Annotated in this window: 19 protein-coding genes; 4 read left to right on the top strand and 15 right to left on the bottom strand. The window is 57.4% G+C overall.

The features are described from left to right. Positions 1–5 precede the first annotated feature (5 nt). The 4 genes from ACYSMN_RS19600 to ACYSMN_RS19615 all read right to left on the bottom strand — a co-directional run bounded on the left by ACYSMN_RS19600 (position 6) and on the right by ACYSMN_RS19615 (position 3,376). On the bottom strand, positions 6–878 hold the full coding sequence (locus tag ACYSMN_RS19600; RefSeq protein ID WP_488925603.1) for a ferritin-like domain-containing protein: 873 nt from the start codon (positions 876–878) through the stop codon (positions 6–8). 9 nt (positions 879–887) lie between these two features. Further along, positions 888–1,601 (bottom strand): ferritin-like domain-containing protein, encoded by a 714-nt coding sequence (locus tag ACYSMN_RS19605; protein ID WP_488925604.1) that lies wholly within the window; start codon positions 1,599–1,601, stop codon positions 888–890. 156 nt (positions 1,602–1,757) lie between these two features. Next, a complete protein-coding gene (locus tag ACYSMN_RS19610; protein ID WP_488925605.1) occupies positions 1,758–2,609 on the bottom strand; it encodes a ferritin-like domain-containing protein in 852 nt (283 codons plus the stop codon). 35 nt (positions 2,610–2,644) lie between these two features. Next, positions 2,645–3,376, bottom strand: a complete 732-nt coding sequence (locus ACYSMN_RS19615; protein ID WP_488925606.1) for a ferritin-like domain-containing protein — start codon at positions 3,374–3,376, stop codon at positions 2,645–2,647. Between the two features lie 278 nt (positions 3,377–3,654). On the opposite strand from ACYSMN_RS19615, the gene ACYSMN_RS19620 reads away from it, so the two are divergent. The 3 genes from ACYSMN_RS19620 to ACYSMN_RS19630 all read left to right on the top strand — a co-directional run bounded on the left by ACYSMN_RS19620 (position 3,655) and on the right by ACYSMN_RS19630 (position 7,753). Next, positions 3,655–5,199 carry a BatD family protein gene (locus tag ACYSMN_RS19620; protein ID WP_488925607.1) on the top strand — a complete coding sequence of 515 codons (1,545 nt, stop codon included), beginning with the start codon at positions 3,655–3,657 and terminating at the stop codon, positions 5,197–5,199. A gap of 149 nt (positions 5,200–5,348) precedes the next feature. Next, complete coding sequence (gene aroC / locus ACYSMN_RS19625; protein ID WP_488925608.1) at positions 5,349–6,425, top strand: chorismate synthase; 1,077 nt, start codon at positions 5,349–5,351, stop codon at positions 6,423–6,425. 563 nt (positions 6,426–6,988) lie between these two features. After that, positions 6,989–7,753, top strand: a complete 765-nt coding sequence (locus tag ACYSMN_RS19630) for a hypothetical protein (RefSeq protein WP_488925609.1) — start codon at positions 6,989–6,991, stop codon at positions 7,751–7,753. A 94-nt stretch (positions 7,754–7,847) separates the two neighbouring features. Here ACYSMN_RS19630 and ACYSMN_RS19635 read toward each other — a convergent pair whose 3' ends face one another. The 5 genes from ACYSMN_RS19635 to ACYSMN_RS19655 are packed head-to-tail and all read right to left on the bottom strand — an operon-like array spanning position 7,848 to position 11,468. Next, entirely contained in the window at positions 7,848–8,387 is a 540-nt protein-coding gene (locus tag ACYSMN_RS19635; protein WP_488925610.1) for a hypothetical protein, read from the bottom strand. A 21-nt stretch (positions 8,388–8,408) separates the two neighbouring features. Next, positions 8,409–8,819, bottom strand: a complete 411-nt coding sequence (locus ACYSMN_RS19640; protein ID WP_488925611.1) for a hypothetical protein — start codon at positions 8,817–8,819, stop codon at positions 8,409–8,411. Positions 8,820–8,836: 17 nt separating this feature from the next. Then, the gene (locus tag ACYSMN_RS19645; protein WP_488925612.1) at positions 8,837–9,265 is read right to left on the bottom strand and encodes an ankyrin repeat domain-containing protein; all 429 of its coding nucleotides are present in this window, start codon (positions 9,263–9,265) and stop codon (positions 8,837–8,839) included. A 5-nt stretch (positions 9,266–9,270) separates the two neighbouring features. Beyond that, positions 9,271–10,578: a deaminase domain-containing protein gene (locus ACYSMN_RS19650; RefSeq protein WP_488925613.1), complete on the bottom strand. Its 1,308-nt coding sequence runs from the start codon at positions 10,576–10,578 to the stop codon at positions 9,271–9,273. After that, entirely contained in the window at positions 10,497–11,468 is a 972-nt protein-coding gene (locus ACYSMN_RS19655; protein WP_488925614.1) for an HTTM domain-containing protein, read from the bottom strand. The genes ACYSMN_RS19650 and ACYSMN_RS19655 overlap by 82 nt, the downstream gene beginning before the upstream one ends. Positions 11,469–11,808: 340 nt before the next feature. Here ACYSMN_RS19655 and ACYSMN_RS19660 point away from each other — a divergent pair, with 340 nt between their 5' ends. Continuing rightward, positions 11,809–12,441 (top strand): NifU family protein, encoded by a 633-nt coding sequence (locus ACYSMN_RS19660; protein ID WP_488925615.1) that lies wholly within the window; start codon positions 11,809–11,811, stop codon positions 12,439–12,441. 158 nt (positions 12,442–12,599) lie between these two features. Here ACYSMN_RS19660 and ACYSMN_RS19665 read toward each other — a convergent pair whose 3' ends face one another. From ACYSMN_RS19665 to ACYSMN_RS19690, 6 genes are all read right to left on the bottom strand, one after another. Further along, positions 12,600–13,577 carry a DUF5777 family beta-barrel protein gene (locus tag ACYSMN_RS19665; protein ID WP_488925616.1) on the bottom strand — a complete coding sequence of 326 codons (978 nt, stop codon included), beginning with the start codon at positions 13,575–13,577 and terminating at the stop codon, positions 12,600–12,602. A gap of 31 nt (positions 13,578–13,608) precedes the next feature. After that, positions 13,609–14,205 (bottom strand): YceI family protein, encoded by a 597-nt coding sequence (locus ACYSMN_RS19670; protein ID WP_488925617.1) that lies wholly within the window; start codon positions 14,203–14,205, stop codon positions 13,609–13,611. Between the two features lie 9 nt (positions 14,206–14,214). After that, positions 14,215–14,595, bottom strand: a complete 381-nt coding sequence (locus tag ACYSMN_RS19675; RefSeq protein ID WP_488925618.1) for a hypothetical protein — start codon at positions 14,593–14,595, stop codon at positions 14,215–14,217. 46 nt (positions 14,596–14,641) lie between these two features. Further along, positions 14,642–15,502, bottom strand: coding sequence for a hypothetical protein (locus ACYSMN_RS19680; protein WP_488925619.1), 861 nt, complete (start codon positions 15,500–15,502; stop codon positions 14,642–14,644). 147 nt (positions 15,503–15,649) lie between these two features. Continuing rightward, complete coding sequence (locus ACYSMN_RS19685) at positions 15,650–17,128, bottom strand: hypothetical protein (protein WP_488925620.1); 1,479 nt, start codon at positions 17,126–17,128, stop codon at positions 15,650–15,652. After that, the gene (locus ACYSMN_RS19690) at positions 17,103–17,702 is read right to left on the bottom strand and encodes an RNA polymerase sigma factor (RefSeq protein WP_488925621.1); all 600 of its coding nucleotides are present in this window, start codon (positions 17,700–17,702) and stop codon (positions 17,103–17,105) included. Before ACYSMN_RS19690 ends, ACYSMN_RS19685 begins: the two co-directional genes overlap by 26 nt. Between the last annotated feature and the right edge of the window lie 128 nt (positions 17,703–17,830).

Here is a 17,830-nt window from a genome sequence, read left to right on the forward strand (position 1 = left end):
GGTTATCAATACGTGAACAGCTCAACCAGCGCAGTTGCTTGGGCTGTTGTCAAAGACTCATCGAAAGCTTCCGGTACACTTTGCGTCAGGATGGTGGGGCCAGAGCCAATGGGCAGCAGGCGGAACGGAATTGGGCGGTTGCTAGGGAAAAACTGTTGCAGCGCGTTTTCGCCATTATAAACAACCGCAGTTGTTCCGGTTGCCGTAATAGCATCATCGGCAGGGCTAGGCCAAGGCTTCACAATGGCGCCACGTAAGCGGCGCATCATGCGGATACGAGTGGCATGCCGAGCTTCGGTGGCATGAATCCGCACGGCAGTTTGGAGGATGTAGCTGTCGGCCCGCAAAAACTCAACCTGCCCTTTGTAGGCTCGAACCCCGGCGTCTTCCAGCAATTGCGCCAGCTTCAAGAACTCGTTGAAGTCGCTGAACACGTTCGGGAACAAGGCGGCACGAGTGCCATTTTTCGTGCCCGTGAAATCGTAGGATGGGCGAGTAGGAGGCGTGGCCCCGGACGTTGTGATAACGTTAGTCAGCAGGGCAATGTGCTGCTGCTGCTGGCTTCTCATAGTGGTAATGGAAGCCCGGAACGTGGGGTCGGAGGGAAAGAAGGAGGCCGGAACCCGGGCACTGAGCACCTCGCCGTACAAGGCTTCCTGTAATTGCTCCACTCGCAAGGCGAGGCCAAGTCCGTCGATGATGGTGCCGGTGGTGCCAGCTTGGGCCGCCAGCGGCAGAGCGGCTAGCGGCAGAGCGGCCGCCAGGGTTTTGGCCCCGAAACGACCCAGCTCATGCAGAGCGGCACGACGCGGTGCCGACTGCTCCAACTGCGCCGGCTGTATATCGGCCAGTTCGGCCAGAAGCTTCAAAAGATGCATGACAAACGCTTAAGTAGTGGGCAGCGACACCGTAGATATTTCCACCGGCACGAAGGGCTGAATCAAGGCAATAACCTCAACGAGCGTCTTCGAATCATCGAGGCCAGTAGCATTCACGGTGGCGGCAAACGAACCGGATTCCAAAATCTCGTGGACCAAGGCGGCGTGTCGGGCTTCTACCGAGGCAATTTTCGCTAGCGCTACCAGTGTATCGGAGTCCGTAAGGTATTTGGCCGCGCCGTTGTAGGCGGCTACACCAAGATCCTCCAACTGCCGAGCCGCAGCCCATACGCCCGCGCGGGTGGTGAGCGTGAAAGAGGAGAAGTTGAAAGCAAGAGGAGCGGCTAGTCGAGTATCGTAGGCAGAAGAACCTAAGATATACTTCAGGTACTCCCGGTGGATAAGCTCATGGTCACGCAGGTCGGTGAGGTAGGCCAACTCCCCCGGCTGCAAATCAGTGGGCGGGGCCGCAACAACCTTGTCGTAAAACGATGCTTCCAGCTGTTCGAGCAGGTAGGCATAGTTCAGGATGGTATTTTTGGTGTCGATGCCATTGTTATTGCTCACAACCAGGACCAGCGTCGCGGTGGGCGTAACTGGGGTAGCATCATCGTCGTTGCCGCACCCGGCCAGCAGCAAGGCCGAAGCAGCCGCGCCGGCACCGGCCACCTGGAAGAAAGAACGGCGTTGTAGAGTGCGTGTCAGAAAGGAGTTGTCCTGCATAAAAGAAAGTACTGCTGCCGCCGTCCGAATAAAAGCGCGCGACACTGCTTCAGCAAAGATAGCCGCTTAAGCTGGGATGCTCTAACTCGAGAGAAGGTTGCACAAAAAAGGCGCCCCGAACCGGAGCGCCTTTTTCAACTACTATGATTTAAACGATTAAGGAGTAATCGTGACCACTGTACCGGCGATGTTCAGTACCGAAGTGTTGTCGAGTCCTTCGTCGAAAGCTTCGCTTACTTCAGCGGCGGTGTAGGTAGTGCCGAGTCCGGACGTGAGATTGACTCCAGCCTGCGTGGTATTGCCTTCGGCGGGGAATGTAGCAACCGGATTACCGGCCCCGTAAACCGCTGCGGGTGCGCCGCCAGCTTCCCCATTCGTAATCCAGCCGAACTGCATAACCCCACCTGCTGTCGTGTCCCGGCGCATGTAGCGGACGTGGGAGGCGTGGCGGGCTTCTACGGAGTGAATCTGAAGAGCTGTCTGAAGTACGTTGTTCGGGTTGTTGGCAGCCAGAATCTTACCAGCCTGGCCTTTGTAAGCCCGTACGCCGGTATCTTCAAACGCTTGCGCGAAGGTCAGGAAAGTGGAATACGTCGAGAAGGCCGTACCGAAATCGAACCGGCTTGGACGGGGCCGCGCGGCACTCATCAGCGCCGCCTTCAGCAGGTTTACGTGGGCCGTTTCGTGGTTTTTGATGGTTTGGATGGCGGTACGAGCGGCGCCAGTCAATGGAACGGCCAGCGTAGGAGCGGCCAGCGCCTGCGCGTAGAAGTCTTCCTCTACATATTCCAACAGCAGCGCGTAGTTCAGGATGTCGGCTACCGTGTTGAGCGTGTTCTGGCCCACGGCCTTGTTGAAAGCCGAGCCGATGGCGATAGGTGCCGCCGCCAGCGCGAATTTCTTGCTCAGGTCGCCAAGCGCGGTGAGGGCGCTGCGGCGGTGCGTGAGACGGTCCATGATTTCAGGATCGACCTTCTCTATCTCGGAGATTATTTGAAACAGGTTCATATGATGCGGAAGTCAGAAGTAGGGAGATGAGAAAATTAACGGCCGACGTTGGTGCCGTCGAGGGTTTCCCGAATGAAAGGCTGCGCTGCGGTTAGGACCGTAGCTACGGGCAGGGCTTTATCGAGACCATTGTTGTCCACTACATCGCTGCCGGAGAAGTCGCCAGGGGTAATCAGGTCGCGGATGTAAGCGGCGTGGCGAGCTTCTACCGACACGATTTTGCCAGCCAGCAGCAGGTAGGCTTCGGTTTTGATGAGCGAGCCGGCGCCATTGTAAGCCGCTACGCCCAGGTCCTCAAACGTCTTGGCCGTAGCCAGTACCGAAGCCCGGCTCGTGAAGTTTACTGCGCTGAAGTTGGGCGTGAGGCCGGGAATGATCTGGCTGGCCGCGGCGCCCGTAATGGCGGCTTTGAAGAAATCGCGGTGAATTGCCTCGTGCTTGGCGATAGCCGTCAGCGCGGCTCTCTCGTCGTTGCTAATACCCGTGTAAGGAGTAGCGATAACCTGCGCGTAGAACGCGGCTTCCAACTGTTCTAGCGCGTAAGCGTAGTTCAACACCCCTACGTCGCCCGAGCCGAGGCTGATGCTGCCGGTGGTGGGAGGAGTGGTTGGGTTGTCATCATCATCGTCGTCGCAGCCGGAGAGCAGCAACGCGGTGGCACCCGCCGTGGCACCGGCATACATGAAAAACGAACGGCGCTTGATGGGGACGTAAAGCGGCTTAGCAATTTCTGCTTCGTCGCCCAGGTTTTTGAGGTTGTTGGACATGGAATGGATGAATTAGGTAGGAGAAAGTTTCGGCAAAACGGTGCCAGGACAGCCCAGAAGGCTGTTTTTTGAGGAAACCTGGCTTAAGCTGGAGTATTTGGGAGGCACTTACGACGTCCAGGAAAAAGGGGATTTCCAGAGGCCGGAATTTTGTAACAATAGATGGTGGCTTGCACCAAGCTCAGCAGATACCGCTTCTTGGATCCGACCCCGAAAAACCCATCAATTCAGCTGCTAAGGGCTTTTTTCGTAGCTTTGGCTACGCCCACACCCGCACTATGCTTCGTTTTCGGATCTGGCTTATTCTTTTTGCTTTTTGCTGTAGTAGCGGGCCGTATGGCTTCGCACAGACGCCCGCACCGGGCGTCAGCGCGCCAAAACCGTCCCCCCCCGCTCCAGCAGCAGCCGCGCCGGCTACTAGCGGGCAGGTAGTGCTAGAACTGGGGCGGCTGGCTTTCCCGGTTACGGAGTATTTCACCATCAGCTTTCGGCTGAGTGGAGCACCACTGGAGCGGTATTCGGCTTTCCCTGACCTGGAAGGATTCAAAAAGAGCGGTAAGTCCAGCACCACTACCACGCGCATTGTGGGCGGCCAAACCACTACGGAGCTGATTATAACGCAGCGCTACGCCGCCTACGCCGAGGGCGAGTACGTAGTGAAGCCCTTCACTATGACGGTGAACGGGCAAGCAGTGCGCTCGGCTGGCGCTACGCTGAAGGTGGAGCCCACGCAAACAGCCCCAGCAAATCCCGGAACGCCGCCCGCGCCCAGCGCCCCGCAGGCCATCGGGCTGCTCGACCAGCTCTTTGGCAAGCCCAAGCCCCAGGAGTACGTGGAGCCGAAAGACAACGCCTTTATGGCGCTGGTGCCCGACAAAACCAGCGTGTTCGTGGGCGAAGGTGTGCATATGGGCCTGTACTTCTACCTGACGCCCGCCGACCAGGGCCTACTCAACTTCTACCGATTTGGAGAGCAGTTGCAAGCCATTTTGCAGCAGCTACGCCAACGTACGGCGTGGTCGGAGTCGTTTGATGAGCAGGAAATTGTGCCGGAGAACGTGACGATGGGGGGCAAGCCTTTTTTGCGCTACCGCCTCTACGAAGCCGAATACTATCCGCTCAACACCGAGCCACTCGTGTTTCCGGAGGTGGCGCTGCAAATGGTGAAGTACCGGCTGGCCAAGAACCCCGCCGAAGGACTCGATAACCGCCTTGAGGGTTACAAAACGTACCGCGCCCCGGCCCGCACCATTCCCGTGAAACCGCTGCCGCCGCACCCGCTCCGCGACGAGGTGGTGGTGGGCAGTTACCAGCTCCGCGAATCCATCGACCGTACCACTTTTCGCACCGGACAGGCCTTCTCGTACAGTTTCGGGGTGGAAGGCGAGGGTAACCTGGCGGCGCTCAGCGCTCCGACAGTAGTGCCGCCTCCTGGCCTCGAAGTGTACGGCCCCGATATAAGCCAGGAACTGACCCGGCAAGGCGGCCGGGTAGGAGGCCGCAAAGTGTTTCAGTACCGTTTCGTGGCCCGTAAACCCGGTCCCGTACCGCTCGATAGCCTACTGCGACTGGTGTTCTTTGACCCCGCTACGAGCCGCTACCACGTGCTCCATCCCGAGCTGCGCCCCCTAGTGCAAGGCCCAGTGCGCAACGCCACCACTTTCCGCGCCCGCACCGACGACCCTTTCTATCAAAACGTCCTCTTCGACGCCAACAACACTCCCCAGCCCCTGGACACCTACCACGACGTCCGCCGCTACGCCAATCTCATCCTCCTAGCCCTGCTAGGACTAGCCGCCTGGGGCTGGTGGCAAAGGAGGTAATAGGTTTTGGGTGATTAAGTGATTAGGTGATTAAGTAAAAGGAGATAGCCCGGCCCTAAGTTACCTTTGCCCTCTGTCACCTGCCCCAAAACCTATTACCTGTCACCTAATCACTTAATCACCTCCTCACCTAATTACCTAATCACCCCATGAACACCTTCGGCACGCTGTTTCGCATTACCACGTTTGGGGAGTCGCATGGGCCGGGGATAGGGGTGGTGATTGATGGCTGCCCGGCGGGGCTGGCGGTGGCGGAAGAGGCTATTCAGGCGGCGCTGGACCGGCGCCGGCCGGGGCAGAGCGACCTGACCACCCCGCGCAAGGAGGCCGACCAAGTGGAAGTGCAGTCGGGAATTTTCGGGGGCTACACCACGGGCACGCCCATCAGCCTCTACATCCGCAACCAGGACCAGGCCAGCCACGACTACTCCCACATCGAACACGCCTACCGCCCCTCCCACGCCGACTATACCTACGACCAGAAGTACGGCCGGCGCGACTACCGGGGCGGCGGCCGGTCCTCGGCCCGCGAAACGGCGGCCCGCGTGGCGGCCGGCGCCGTGGCCCAGCAGCTCCTCAACCAGCACGGTATTCGGGTGAGCAGCTACGTGTCGCAGGTAGGGGCGGTGGCCGTGCCGGTGGGCTACGAGCAGCTCGATCTGAGTTTGATTGACTCCAACCCCGTACGCTGCCCGCACCCCGAAACGGCCGCGCGCATGGCCGACCTCATCCGCCAAACCCGCGACCGGCACGACACGGTGGGCGGCCTCGTAACGGGCGTCGTGACGGGCGTACCGGCGGGCCTCGGCGAGCCGGTGTTCGACAAGCTCCACGCCGAGCTGGGCCGGGCCATGCTGGGCATCAACGCCGTGAAAGGCTTCGAGTATGGCTCCGGCTTCGCGGGCACGCTGCTCTTTGGCTCCGAGCACAACGACGAGTTCTACACCGACGAAGCCGGCCAGGTGCGCACCCGCACCAATCACTCCGGCGGCGTGCAGGGCGGCATCTCCAACGGCCAGGACATCTACTTCCGCGTCGCCTTCAAGCCCGTAGCCACCATCCTCCAGCCCCAAACCACCATCAACGACCAGGGCGAGGAAATCACCCTGGCCGGCCGGGGCCGCCACGACCCTTGCGTGCTGCCCCGCGCCGTGCCCATCGTCGATGCCATGACCCAGCTCGTGCTGGCCGACATGCTGCTGCGCGCCCGCGCCAACCGCGCCTAGCCTGCCGCCGGCGCTGCGGGAAGGCACTACAGCTCGTGAAACAGCTTCTGCGCTGCATAGATGGTCTTTTCGCTCCCTCGCAGAGGTATCTACAGCCGTTGCAAAGCCAGCTACAACCGTTGCAGAAGCAGCTACATGCGTTGCAACGACTTCTACATGCGTTGCGGACGCAGCTACAACCGTTGTAATGAAGCTTACAAGCGTTGCGGACGCGCTGCAAGCGTTGCAAAACCTCTTACAAGCGTTGCAGAAGACCTCGCAAGCGTTGCAAAACTAGCTACAACCGTTGCGAAACGTGCTGCAAGCGTTGTAAAAGGAGTTGCAACCGTTGCAAAACAACTCGCAAGCGTCGCAAAAGCTACTGCAACCGTTTCAAGGCACCTCGCAAGCGTTGCAAAACGCCTCGCGGGCGTTGCGGGAAGTGCGGCTGCGGGTGCAGGGACTTGCCATGTGGTGGTGTTCTGGCGGCTGTTGGGGGTAGTGGGGGAGGCGGGTTGCAGATGGTCGAGCTTTTCCGCACTTTGCTGAGGTATAGTGTTTTTCACCTTAACCTCATTACGAAGATGGATCAGCGTACCCTCAATACTCTTGCTCGCTTTGATAAGATCAAGGCTTTCCTGGATGCCCACCCCGCCATTGTAGCCTCGGTAGGGGCGCTGGCCGCCGCGGCGGCCACGTATGCCGGCCTGTTAGCCGTGCTGCCCAAAACCGCCGCCGCGCCTACGTCGACTACGGAAGGAGCCACCGAAGATAAATTTAAGGCCCGTTTGGGCGTCATTGCGCTGCTGGTGCCGCTGCTGAGCGCGCTCAAGCTGCATTACAAGCAGGTGGGCAACCTGGAAAGGGCGCGCGCCGTGGACCTCACCCGCCCCAGCTCCCTCAAAACGATGGCCACGCTCCGCTTCAACTCCTTGGCCGCTACGGCCCTCCAATACATCGACGAGCTGCCCGCCGGCACTCTCGACAATTACAACCAGAAAGCCGCCGACCTCGACGCCTTCCGCGCGGCTGCCGCGCGGTTCGGCATCAAGAAAAGCAGCCCCACCGAAGCCCGCGATACCAACAAAGTGGCCGGCGACACCATCGAAGAGCAGGTAGACGACGTGCGCGACTACGTAGAAGACGACCTCCGGTCGGCCGTGAACTTAGTTATCCGCGATAACCCCGAGTTCGTGCGCGGCTTCAAGCAAGCCAACAAAACCGACGACATCCCCGGCAAGCAAAACAAAACCCTGCGCGAAAAGAACAAGAAAAAGCGCAACCAAACCCCCAGCACCGACCCCAACACGCCCCCCATCCCGCCCAACAGCAGCGGCGTAGGCAGCTAAAGCAACTTATGAGCTATCAAACACAACGCCCCAGCCGGTTTCGGTTGGGGCGTTGTGTTTGATTAATGTCGGCGCCACTTCTGTAGTAAGAATTTCAGGCCTCGAATCTTTGCTTATACAGCTCTATCATTTTCGCATCCCATGCGGGGTGAGGAGGACTGTCTAAGTTTAATAACAGGCGAGATAAGTAATTGCCACCCCAAGTGCCGGATTCATTTAGTTCTCGAATTAATTGCTTAAACTCGGCCAATTCTTTCCAGGTTGCTAAGTGGTATTTGTTAAAAAAGCGGTAGTTGTACTTGTATAATGGATGATCAATTTCATCTGCCAGCTTAGCGGTGAAAATGAGGTTCGCGGGATTTTTGTAATTGTCAATCGTGACAGGAGCGCCAGTAATATAACAGACTTCGCTCTCGATATGACTATTGTATTCTGCTAACCTATTTAATACGGCATCATGCAGTGGGTGTTGCTCGAAATGCTGTCTGTGGCATATCGCGTCACTAAAAATGAGTAATGGGTCGTATGTATCAACGACGAAATTATCGATATGGATATTATTCTTCCTATCGCTTAAATCGATAGGTAAGTTGCACAAGGGGCATAGCGTCATGCCCTGAATATAGACGCCCATGCGGTGTGATGGATTTACAAGTCAAGTGATGTTATTAAAAAGCCGCTCAGCCGCCGGATGCCTGCCTTTCACGTACTCACGTGCGTTCTCTTCTTCCTGCATGTCTACAGTTTCCAGAGATGCACCGTAGTTAAGTAGCAATTTAATAATATCAATAGGCATATCGCTACTTTGTTCATCTCCATAATCGTCGATGTCTATCGCTACATCTATAGCAAATAGCAGTGGAAGGGTTGCTTTCTCACTTGTATAATTGGGGTCTGCTCCAAGTTCTAGTAGGGCCTGTACTATATCAGGTCTATTGCTAGCAATGCCAGCAAGCAAAGGTGTAGCTCCCGTAGGATTCTCTGCGTTAATTAAGTGCTTATTGGCTTTAAAATAATTAGCTAACTCAATAGTTTTAACGCTTCTGATACTATTTGAAATTCCCATCGGTATTTTACGGTATATTATAGCTGTTGCCTGGATTTGAAATAAAGTTCAGCAGGTTTGTTATAATTGATACTCAGCTCATAAGCAGACTTTCCATGTTTGTCTTTTGCTAAAGGGTTAGCACCGTGTTCTACCAACAACTTGATTATATCAGTGGACACTTCTTCATGCCTATCGTCATTCAAAAAATCTTGGATAGACGTATCTACAGCTTCATTTAATGGTAGAGTGTATAGGAGAGCGGGGTTAGGGTTTGGATTAGCACCTCTTTCAAGCAACAACTTAACGAGATCATAATTCATAGTGCCTATTGCTATCAGTAAAGCAGAACTCTCTTTACTTGACACATAGTTAACGTCTGCTCCTTGGATAAGAAGTAATTTTACTGAATCTATATTTTCATTTGCGGCTGATTCAAGCAAGCTTAAATTAAGTTCTTCTTTCATGATGTTTATGGTTTTTTGGGCAGTTGAACGCGCTCTATTTTAATGTTAGGTCGTAGCTTTTCAAATTGGTCGATCCCACCATGACATGATTCACATATAGGTCTTTCTGAAACTATCTTTATACTCCCCGATACATTCGGATTGTCGGCAGTTTCGTCCAAAGTCTCTTCTAATATTTTTACTTCAGAATCATACGCTCTAGTATTAGGATCGTCGACACCTCGTCTAAGGTCAGCACTTGTAGGTTGTGTCTTCAATATGTGTTTATCAATTGGTTTAATTTCCGAAGTGCCTGGTTTTAAGTTTGTACCACTGTAGGCTTCTTTGCGATATGGTTTTCCATCTATTTCACCTTCAGCATAAGCTACGTTTTTTTTCTTCGAAACATCGTGTTTCTTACGTATAATATCAATTTGTTCTGCTTCTGCTTCTGTAGCATCGCGCACCTCTTCTAGCGGCACCTCTTCCAACGGCACCTCATCAAGCGGTGCTTCCTCCGGCACCTCTTCAAGCGGTGCTTCCTCAAGCGGTACTTCTTCTGGTGGTATCTCTTCCAGCGGCGCCTTTTCTAATGGTGCTTCACCAGGTACCTCCTCAACTACTGCCCGACCCTTAGCCAATTCGTGCGCCGTGCGCCCGCCAATGAGAATAACAACGTCGCCGGCTAGTACAAGGCCGTTTTCAAGATTAGGTTGGTAGTACATGGCTGCTGCGTCGTTAGCCACGCCCCAGCCAAAAGCTGCTACAGAGGGTAAAAGCGCCGCGCCCAGGCCAATCGCCGATACGGCACCCGCTGCCGCGCCCATGAGCAAGCCCTGAACCGCGCCTTGTTGTGCGCCCTGTTTTGCTCCTTCCCAGCCGCCGTGTCCATAGCCCTCCACGGCGCCAGCCGTAGCGCCCACGGCCATTCCTACCAGGGCTCCTACAGCGGCCCCTTCAACAGCCACCGCGGCTGCGGCGGCCACCAGCGGCAAGGCCGCGCCTCCGGTAAGTACTACCGCCGCCACGCCTACCACCAGCGCGGCAACGCCTGCCGCCGCTACGCCACCCCAGAATAAGCCATCGGCGGCCTCTTTAGCTTCCTTGGCGCGCTGCTTCGCAATGGCGGCGTTATTAAGGTCGTTGGCTACGGCCGCGGCTTCCGCTGCGAACAGGATGCGGATGGTGCCGCCAGTCATGCACTGTAAGGTGCTGTTTTCGAGTAACGGATGAGCATCTAGTGGCCCGGCTATCAACGACGGATGCACGTTGTTCCAGCGCAGTGGCTGCGGCAGGCAAGGGCCATGCAGAATACTGCACACACCGCAGGGCATAATGTTGGTAACCGGCAGTAAGTCTGCTTCAGTAGCGGCAGCCTAGCCCGGAACCAGCGTCCAAGGAAGCCCGGCAGCCGACGCGGGAAGTCGGGGGCAAAAAACAGGCTGGTGAGCAGCAGCGCAAACCACGGAAACGTGCCCAGCCCAAACACTACCACGTTGGTGAGATGAAACAGCGCCGCCGCCCCGAAAGCCCACGGCCGGCTGCGGCGCCACAGCAGCAGCGGCACCACCAGCGCATCGAACACGATGCCGCCGTAGCTCAGCAACCGAGCCGCCGCCGGGTGCGCCAGTAGCGGACCTAGCACGGGGTAGTGGGCTTTGGCCGCCAGCCACACGCCGAGTGGGCGGGCGGCCAGCCAGTCGGGGTTGAGCTTGGCGAGGGCCGCAAACACGTACACCAGGCCCACTTGAAACAGCAGCACCAGCCGCGTCCAGGCCGGTACGGTGGCGGCGGGCGGCACCCGTCCGGCGCGCGCATCGGCAGAGGCGGCGCGGTGGGCGGGCAGGCAGGCCAGTACGGCTGCTACCAAGGCGTAGAGGTAGAAATGATTGATATACTCGGTTTCTTCGAGCAGCAACAGCGCCACGTAGCCCAGGTTAAGCAGGGTCGCCACGAGACGGTAGTGCCAGCCCGCCGCCACGGCCAGCCCGGCCACTACCACCAGCGCGTACAGACCGTAAATGCCGGCCGGCGGCGGGTGCGGCAGCCACTCCCAGCCCAGGTAGCGAAAGTGAAACTGCGGCTCGGTGTAGTTGCGGACGCGGCCCAGCACTAGCCCGCCAGCGTGTTCGAGGGCCAGCAACACGCCGGCTCCCAGCCGGAAGTACACCAGCCAGGCAATGTCTACGGGGCGAAATAAGGCAGCGAGTAAACGGCGAAGCATACGGAAGAAATACGGTCCCCGCGCCTGAATGTCTCGCCGAAAAGTTAGTTTTTGCTACTGTTGAGCCCCTTTTGCTCGCCTATTTGCCTTGTGCCTACCCGGCTGGTATAGTCCCGTATAAATGGGTAGTTTCCTTCGCCGAGCGGTATTCGCGCACCAACTCAGGCCGGAGAATGTTGGTCTGGCAAACTCCTTGAAAGTGGCGGGCCATCTTACCAAGCCGCTATATTGCCGGCCTACATTGCCTACCTTTGCAACTATTGCCACGGTCTGTGGTTTTACGTGTCGGTTGGTACAAAACCACCTGACTTTCTCCCGCTTGTCTCCAAGTCTTTCAAACATGGCTGAACAACTCACTGCCCCCACGGCGCCGGTTTCCATCTACGCCGAAGCCTCGCCCAACCCCGAATCCATGAAGTTCGTGCTCAACTCCCAGCTGCTGGCTGACGGTGTGAGCGTGGATTATCCCAACCTGGAAGCCGCCGCCAACTCGCCGCTGGCTCAGGAGCTATTCAACTTCGATTACGTGGGCCGCGTCTTCATCGCCCAGAACTTCGTGACCATCACCAAAACCACCGAGCACCAGTGGGCCCAGCTCATTCCCGAGCTGCGCACCTTCCTCAAGTCGTATATTGAAGCGGGTGGCCCCATTTTCACGGTCGACCCCGCCGCTGAGCAGCGCGCCTCCCAGCAAGCCGCCGCCACCGGCGACGCCTCGGAAGCCGACCAGCAAACCAGCCAGAAAATCATCGACCTGCTCGATAACTACGTCCGCCCCGCCGTGGAGCAGGACGGTGGCAACATCACCTTCAAGAGCTACCACGAAGGCATCGTGACCGTGAACCTACAGGGCTCGTGCTCCGGCTGCCCCTCGGCCACCGTTACGCTGAAGTCCGGCATCGAAAACCTGCTCAAGCGCATGGTGCCCGAAGTGAAAGAAGTGGTAGCCGAAGGCGTCACGGCTTCTTTCTAAGATATTAGAGCTGAGAAGTTAGAGCCTGGACGAGAGGCTGCTCCTAAGCCCCTTCTCAAACAGACTTTACCACAGAAAAGCCCCGAACCGCACGGTTCGGGGCTTTTTATATACTCTGGAGAGGAGGGTCAGCAATCAAAGCTGCAACTCATATTCAGTTACTTGCGGGGCTTCACCGTGAAATTGCGGGCCACATTGAAGCCGAAGTAAATGTCGCCGTCGAAGACGTCGCCATTGGTTTGGGTCACGAATTGCTTTTCTATCATGCCCGCCGCATTGGTAAGGTGGAGCTGAAACACGTGGCCCCCGGTTTCGATGTCGAAGCCGGCCGCAATGGCGTTGCGGGTGCCAGGGTCTTCGGAAGTGGGCAGGCGGTAGTAGTATTCCAGCATTAGGGCCGTGCGTTTGCTCAGTTTCTGGCGGCCAGCAAAGCCCAACGCGTACACGTCGTTGTTCATCCGGCGCGTGTCTACAAGGTTGCGGTGTACTACCGTGGGGCTAACCTGCACCGACAGATTCGGGCTAAACTTGCGGGCAATTAGTGCTTGGTAAGTGTAGGCGAGACGACGCGGCAGCTTATAATCTACCTTATCGAAATAGCGGGAAGTGTTAATGGCCGAACTGGCGAAAAGCGTTACGCTCACTGGCATGGTGCGGGCGCCGGAAGTTTGGCGCAGAGCGCGGTATTTCAGAAACCCATCGTAGGTTTTTTCCAAAGAACTGCGTCCGACGCCCACCGTCAGCCGATCGTTGAAGCCGTATTCAAACCCGAGCCGGATAGTAGCATCGTCGAGACCAAAAAAGTTGTAGGCGCCGCTGTTAAGCTTGCCAAACCGGTGCGAAATCAGAAAAATCAACGTACCCTCACCCGGCGTCTCCACGGATTGCCCGTTGATGATGCGCGTGCCCTTGAACGTGGCCTGCACGATATCCTGGCTCGGCGTATCAGTGCTTTGCTGCTCTAATTCGCCCAGCAAATCGGTGGCTGGAGTGGCTGCGGGAGCAGGAGAAGTGGTAGGAGTGGTGGGCAGAGTAGGAGTGGACGGCGTGTCTTGAGCCTGCACTCTGGCTGTTAAAAGTAGCGCGCAGCCCAAGCCAGCCAGGAAACGGGGCGAGAAAGAGGAAAACTTCAGCATAAGCACAAATAGAAAGGAAGCCTGGACGGAATTAGGGGCGAGTAGCGGCCTGTAAGCCCGCTGCCTCGCAATTCAGGGCCACGTGCACATGCACGATCTTGGCAATATGGTTACGCACCAGCAGCGGAATTTCAATTTCGTAGTCGCCGGGCGTCACGTCGAAGTCAGCACTCACCAGCAGCCGGCCGTCGCGCAACTCCAATGTGCCGGGCACCTGCACCCGCTTCGTGACGCCGTGCATGGTCAGGTCGCCCTCAGCTGTTACTTTCTGGGAGCCGCCATTGCGCAAGGCAGTCAGGTCAACGGCTGCCAGCTTGCCCGTAAACGTGGCCTTGGGGTAGCGCTCCGACTCCATATAGTTCTCGTTGAAGTGCTCCTGCATGAGGGTGCGCTTAAACTGAAACGACTTCACCGGCACGGTAAAGGCCAGTTGCTGGGTAGCTAAGTCGAGCACGGCGGCCGTTTGCTGCGAGCGAGCCTCAATGTCTTCCAGCGGGCTCGATGCCGAGAACGTAACTACGCCTTCGCGGGTCATGAATCGGCCCTGGGCCTTAGCTTGGAAGTAAATGCTGAAGGCAAGCAGCAAGACCAAGCCGCCACTGCGCAGGTAAAAAAGAGAGAGCTTCATAGCAGCTGCTTAATTGTTGGGGGCTCCGGCATCTACCCAGCGCTTAATGTATTGAATTTCACAATCGGAGAGCTTGGGACCTGCTGGGGGCATGGCTTGGTAACCGGCCGCGTGGCTCACCGCGCCAACTAATCGTCCGCTCCGTGCCGCACCCTGGGCTTGGGCGTGGGTTTGGAGGCTGAAGTTTCCGAGTTGGGTATTGTTGTGGCAACTCACGCACCGCTGCTGTAATATCGGTGCAATAGTATTTGCGTAAGTGCCAGCCGTCGAGTCGCAGACCGGGGGTGGGTTTAGGTCATCTTTGGGTTTGATTAAATCTTCTTTGTTGTCGTAGGAACAGGCCGTAAGGAGTAGTCCAGAACCGAGCAAAAGAGCAAGAGAGAAACGCATAGCAGCTAGCGGAAGAGGCTGAGAATGAAACGTAAAGTTGCCCAAGTTACGGCGTAGCCACCGACCATACACTACCTACTCCTTCGCCCTCCACTTTAGCACGGGTAGCGTTGTCGTTGGCGAAGTAATAGAGGGGTACGCCTTTGTAAGTGGTTTGCTGGCGCGTCGTGCCATTGGGGCCATCGTTGCGGGTAAGCACCCCGAAATCGTTGGCGTTGAGGCTGGAAGGCAAGCTGCGGCCGGCCTCAAAGTACACCGGCCACGCGCCAATGCAGTTGCCGGCGCAATTGGTGGCCTGCGTGCCGGGGCTGCTCCGGTCGGGGGCGAAGGTGTAGAGTGCGCGGCCCTGGGCATCTACCAGGAAAGTCTTGGCGCCGCTTTGGTTTGTGGTTTTGTGCGTGACGTTCGTGTTGCCTACTAGCACCGAATAGTCGGGCTTGAGCACAAACCACACGTTGCCGACGCCGTTGCCGCGGGTTTCGCCAGGTTGCTCACGCACATTCTGCCCATTAGCGCCGGGGGCGTAGTAGTATAATGGCCAGCCTTTGTAGAGCGTCTGGGGCCGGCCGTCGGGCGTATTCTTGGTCGTGAAGTCGGCGGCATTCAGGCCTGTGCCTAGCACCATTTCGCTGGTGTAGAATACCGGCCAAACGTTGGCGCAGCCACCCGTGCAGGCATTCTGCCCGCTCAGGTTCCGAGCGAAATAATACAGCGTGTTGTTATCCTTGTCGGTGAGGTAGCTGCCGAGAGTGGGAGAGGTAGAGAGCTTGACGGTTGGTTCTGGCGCAGGTGACGTGTCGTCGTCGTTCTTGTTGCAGCCACCAATGAGCAGTAATGTGCCAAGCAAGCAGGCCAGCACGGTGGTGCTACTGTGGAGCCAGCGGAAGGAAACGGAAGATATAGGCATGGTAGGAGAAAATTTGGGGTGAGGAAAGCGAGACAAGATGCCGTAACCTTCCGGCCGGAATAGGCACGTGCTTGCTCATCACCGCCACTTCAGGACAGGGTCAAGTAGTCGCTTGCCGATTGCCAAGCGCAACAGGAAAAAGAAATTTTAAGGCATCACGGGCGCCGGAAGAGCCCGCAGCAGGCCATACTTCACGCCGAACGAAACGCCAGCGCTCCGCAAATGAATCTTGCCAAAGCCCACGCCACCTAGCGGAAGCTTCACAAACGGCTCGGCCTGGGCCGACCACCGCCCATTCAATACTCGCTCGTAGCCAACCGATAAGTTGAGCACACTGAATAAGTGGTTGCTGCCACGGGCGTAGTCCCAGGTGTATTTCACGTACTGGCCGTTTCGCTCGTAGCCGTAGGTGTATTCTTCGTTGCGCATGAGCAATGAAGTGAGGCCCGCGCTGGCAAACAGCGAATACGTGGGCCGCTGCACCACATCGTAGCGCAGATCAATCGGAATTTCCAGGATGCGGCAGTCGGCATCTATTCGGTCTACGGGCACGCGCCAGGTCCAATAGTCGGCTGGTGGTTTGTAGTCGGTACCGCGGGCGGAGTAGAGTTTCACGCTCCGGAACACGCCACTGCGCACCCGCAGCCGCGGCGTAAAGCGGTATTCAACCACGGCGCCCACTGTGCTGCCAGGGCGCGTTAGCTCTTGGGTGTGCACCGCTGCCAGCTCCGGCGCGCCCATTACACCCACCGCCAGCCGGTACGCCGGCCGTGCCCGCTTGGCTTTTGGGGCCACAGAGTCCGCAGGAGTAGGAAGAATGGGAGCCGCCACGGAAATTGTTGCCTTAGCCAAAGAATCAGCGGCCTTAGCGGCTAGAGATGGACTGGCATTTGGGGCTGGCGAAGCTCCTGCTCCCTCGGACAATACCTGCTCAGCCGTTACACCTTTTTTGGTTGGAGAAGTCAGCGAATTTTCAGTAGCAGAGGGCGCAACTGCCACGGTTGTTTGCGTGGGGTGTTCTTGCTGACGGGTAAAGGGGGCCGACTCCGAACCCTGTTGCTCAGGAGTTGCCGACGAGCTGGAGCCCACGCTGCGCAAGGTGTTTACGGAACGGCGTTCCGGCGCAGCCGGTACCAAGAAGGGCCGAGTGCGGGTGGGAGTGCCTCGGTAAGTAGCCGCTTCGTTCTTCAAGTCTTCGTCAGCAACTTGAGCGGGAGCAGCAGAACCCTGTGTAAGTGCAGCAGGAGCCTGCGGAGCAAGCCGCGGAGTGGTTGGTGCTAGCTCCTGCCGCAACTGGTGTTCAGTTTTAGTGGAAGCCTGAGCAGTTGCCGGGACGGTTACGGCTGCCGAGGCTGAAGTAGCGCTGATAACCGGCTGTGCATCCTTAGGCAGTAGCTTACTACCCTGCCACCATAGCAGCACTAGAGCCACTAGCAGTACTTCCAGCGCGAAGAGCCGGCCTACCCGCCGGTTCACGCGCTGCCGCACTTCTTGCTGCATGGCTGCCTCGTTGAGTTTGTCTTCCATGCGCAGCCAGGACCCCAGCGGTACCTCGTCGGGGTACACCTCGGCGCTGCGCCGGACTACATCGTCCAGCTCTTCATCCGACATGGGTGGCGTACGCATGGTGGTTACTTTTTTTAAGCAAGGTGCGCAGATGGGCGCGGGCCTTAGAGAGATTAGATTTAGAGGCGCCCACCGAAATACCCAACTGACCGGCTATTTCTTCGTGGCTATAGCCATCAATAACAAACATGTTGAACACCGCGCGATAAGCCGGCGTCAATTGCCCTACTACCTTCAGCAACTCTTCAAAGGAAAGTGCATCCAGCGGGGTGTGGCTTTCATCGGCGTAAAAAGGCGCTACCGTATCCAAATCGGTCTGGAAGGCGTGGCGGGAGTTGGCCCGAAATTGGTCGATGGCCGTGCGCACCAGAATGCGCCGCATCCAGCCGCGCAAGGAGCCGGGCACATCGGGGAAGCGGGTGGCATCGAAGCGGGGCAATTCCTGGAAGATCTTCATGAAACCGTCGTTTACGGCTTCCAGGGCCACATCCCGGTCGTGCAGGTAGCGCAGGCACACGCTCAGGGCGTAGCTGTAGTAGTGCATGTAGAACTGCCGCTGGCAGCCGCGCTCCTGCCGCTGGCAGCCCGCCAGCAGGTTCAGAAGTTGCGCAGAGTCGAGGTCGGGGCGGGCCACGGCAGTTGGTGAAGTACAAGAGCCCACTCGGCGGGCTTCCGAGAAAGGTTGCTTGGGCTTTCGAAAAATAAGACAAAAAAAGCCTGACCACTCGGCCAGGCTTTTTGTAGACAAAGAAAGAGGCCGGA

Source organism: Hymenobacter sp. M1-2, assembly GCF_057808495.1.

Excerpts from the sequence above, each read along its gene's own strand:
- ACYSMN_RS19600 (WP_488925603.1), bottom strand. The coding sequence starts at position 878 with ATGCATCTTTTGAAGCTTCTGGCCGAACTGGCCGATATACAGCCGGCG.
- ACYSMN_RS19605 (WP_488925604.1), bottom strand. The coding sequence starts at position 1,601 with ATGCAGGACAACTCCTTTCTGACACGCACTCTACAACGCCGTTCTTTC.
- ACYSMN_RS19610 (WP_488925605.1), bottom strand. The coding sequence starts at position 2,609 with ATGAACCTGTTTCAAATAATCTCCGAGATAGAGAAGGTCGATCCTGAA.
- ACYSMN_RS19615 (WP_488925606.1), bottom strand. The coding sequence starts at position 3,376 with ATGTCCAACAACCTCAAAAACCTGGGCGACGAAGCAGAAATTGCTAAG.
- ACYSMN_RS19620 (WP_488925607.1), top strand. The coding sequence starts at position 3,655 with ATGCTTCGTTTTCGGATCTGGCTTATTCTTTTTGCTTTTTGCTGTAGT.
- aroC (WP_488925608.1), top strand. The coding sequence starts at position 5,349 with ATGAACACCTTCGGCACGCTGTTTCGCATTACCACGTTTGGGGAGTCG.
- ACYSMN_RS19630 (WP_488925609.1), top strand. The coding sequence starts at position 6,989 with ATGGATCAGCGTACCCTCAATACTCTTGCTCGCTTTGATAAGATCAAG.
- ACYSMN_RS19635 (WP_488925610.1), bottom strand. The coding sequence starts at position 8,387 with ATGGGCGTCTATATTCAGGGCATGACGCTATGCCCCTTGTGCAACTTA.
- ACYSMN_RS19640 (WP_488925611.1), bottom strand. The coding sequence starts at position 8,819 with ATGGGAATTTCAAATAGTATCAGAAGCGTTAAAACTATTGAGTTAGCT.
- ACYSMN_RS19645 (WP_488925612.1), bottom strand. The coding sequence starts at position 9,265 with ATGAAAGAAGAACTTAATTTAAGCTTGCTTGAATCAGCCGCAAATGAA.
- ACYSMN_RS19650 (WP_488925613.1), bottom strand. The coding sequence starts at position 10,578 with ATGCCCTGCGGTGTGTGCAGTATTCTGCATGGCCCTTGCCTGCCGCAG.
- ACYSMN_RS19655 (WP_488925614.1), bottom strand. The coding sequence starts at position 11,468 with ATGCTTCGCCGTTTACTCGCTGCCTTATTTCGCCCCGTAGACATTGCC.
- ACYSMN_RS19660 (WP_488925615.1), top strand. The coding sequence starts at position 11,809 with ATGGCTGAACAACTCACTGCCCCCACGGCGCCGGTTTCCATCTACGCC.
- ACYSMN_RS19665 (WP_488925616.1), bottom strand. The coding sequence starts at position 13,577 with ATGCTGAAGTTTTCCTCTTTCTCGCCCCGTTTCCTGGCTGGCTTGGGC.
- ACYSMN_RS19670 (WP_488925617.1), bottom strand. The coding sequence starts at position 14,205 with ATGAAGCTCTCTCTTTTTTACCTGCGCAGTGGCGGCTTGGTCTTGCTG.
- ACYSMN_RS19675 (WP_488925618.1), bottom strand. The coding sequence starts at position 14,595 with ATGCGTTTCTCTCTTGCTCTTTTGCTCGGTTCTGGACTACTCCTTACG.
- ACYSMN_RS19680 (WP_488925619.1), bottom strand. The coding sequence starts at position 15,502 with ATGCCTATATCTTCCGTTTCCTTCCGCTGGCTCCACAGTAGCACCACC.
- ACYSMN_RS19685 (WP_488925620.1), bottom strand. The coding sequence starts at position 17,128 with ATGCGTACGCCACCCATGTCGGATGAAGAGCTGGACGATGTAGTCCGG.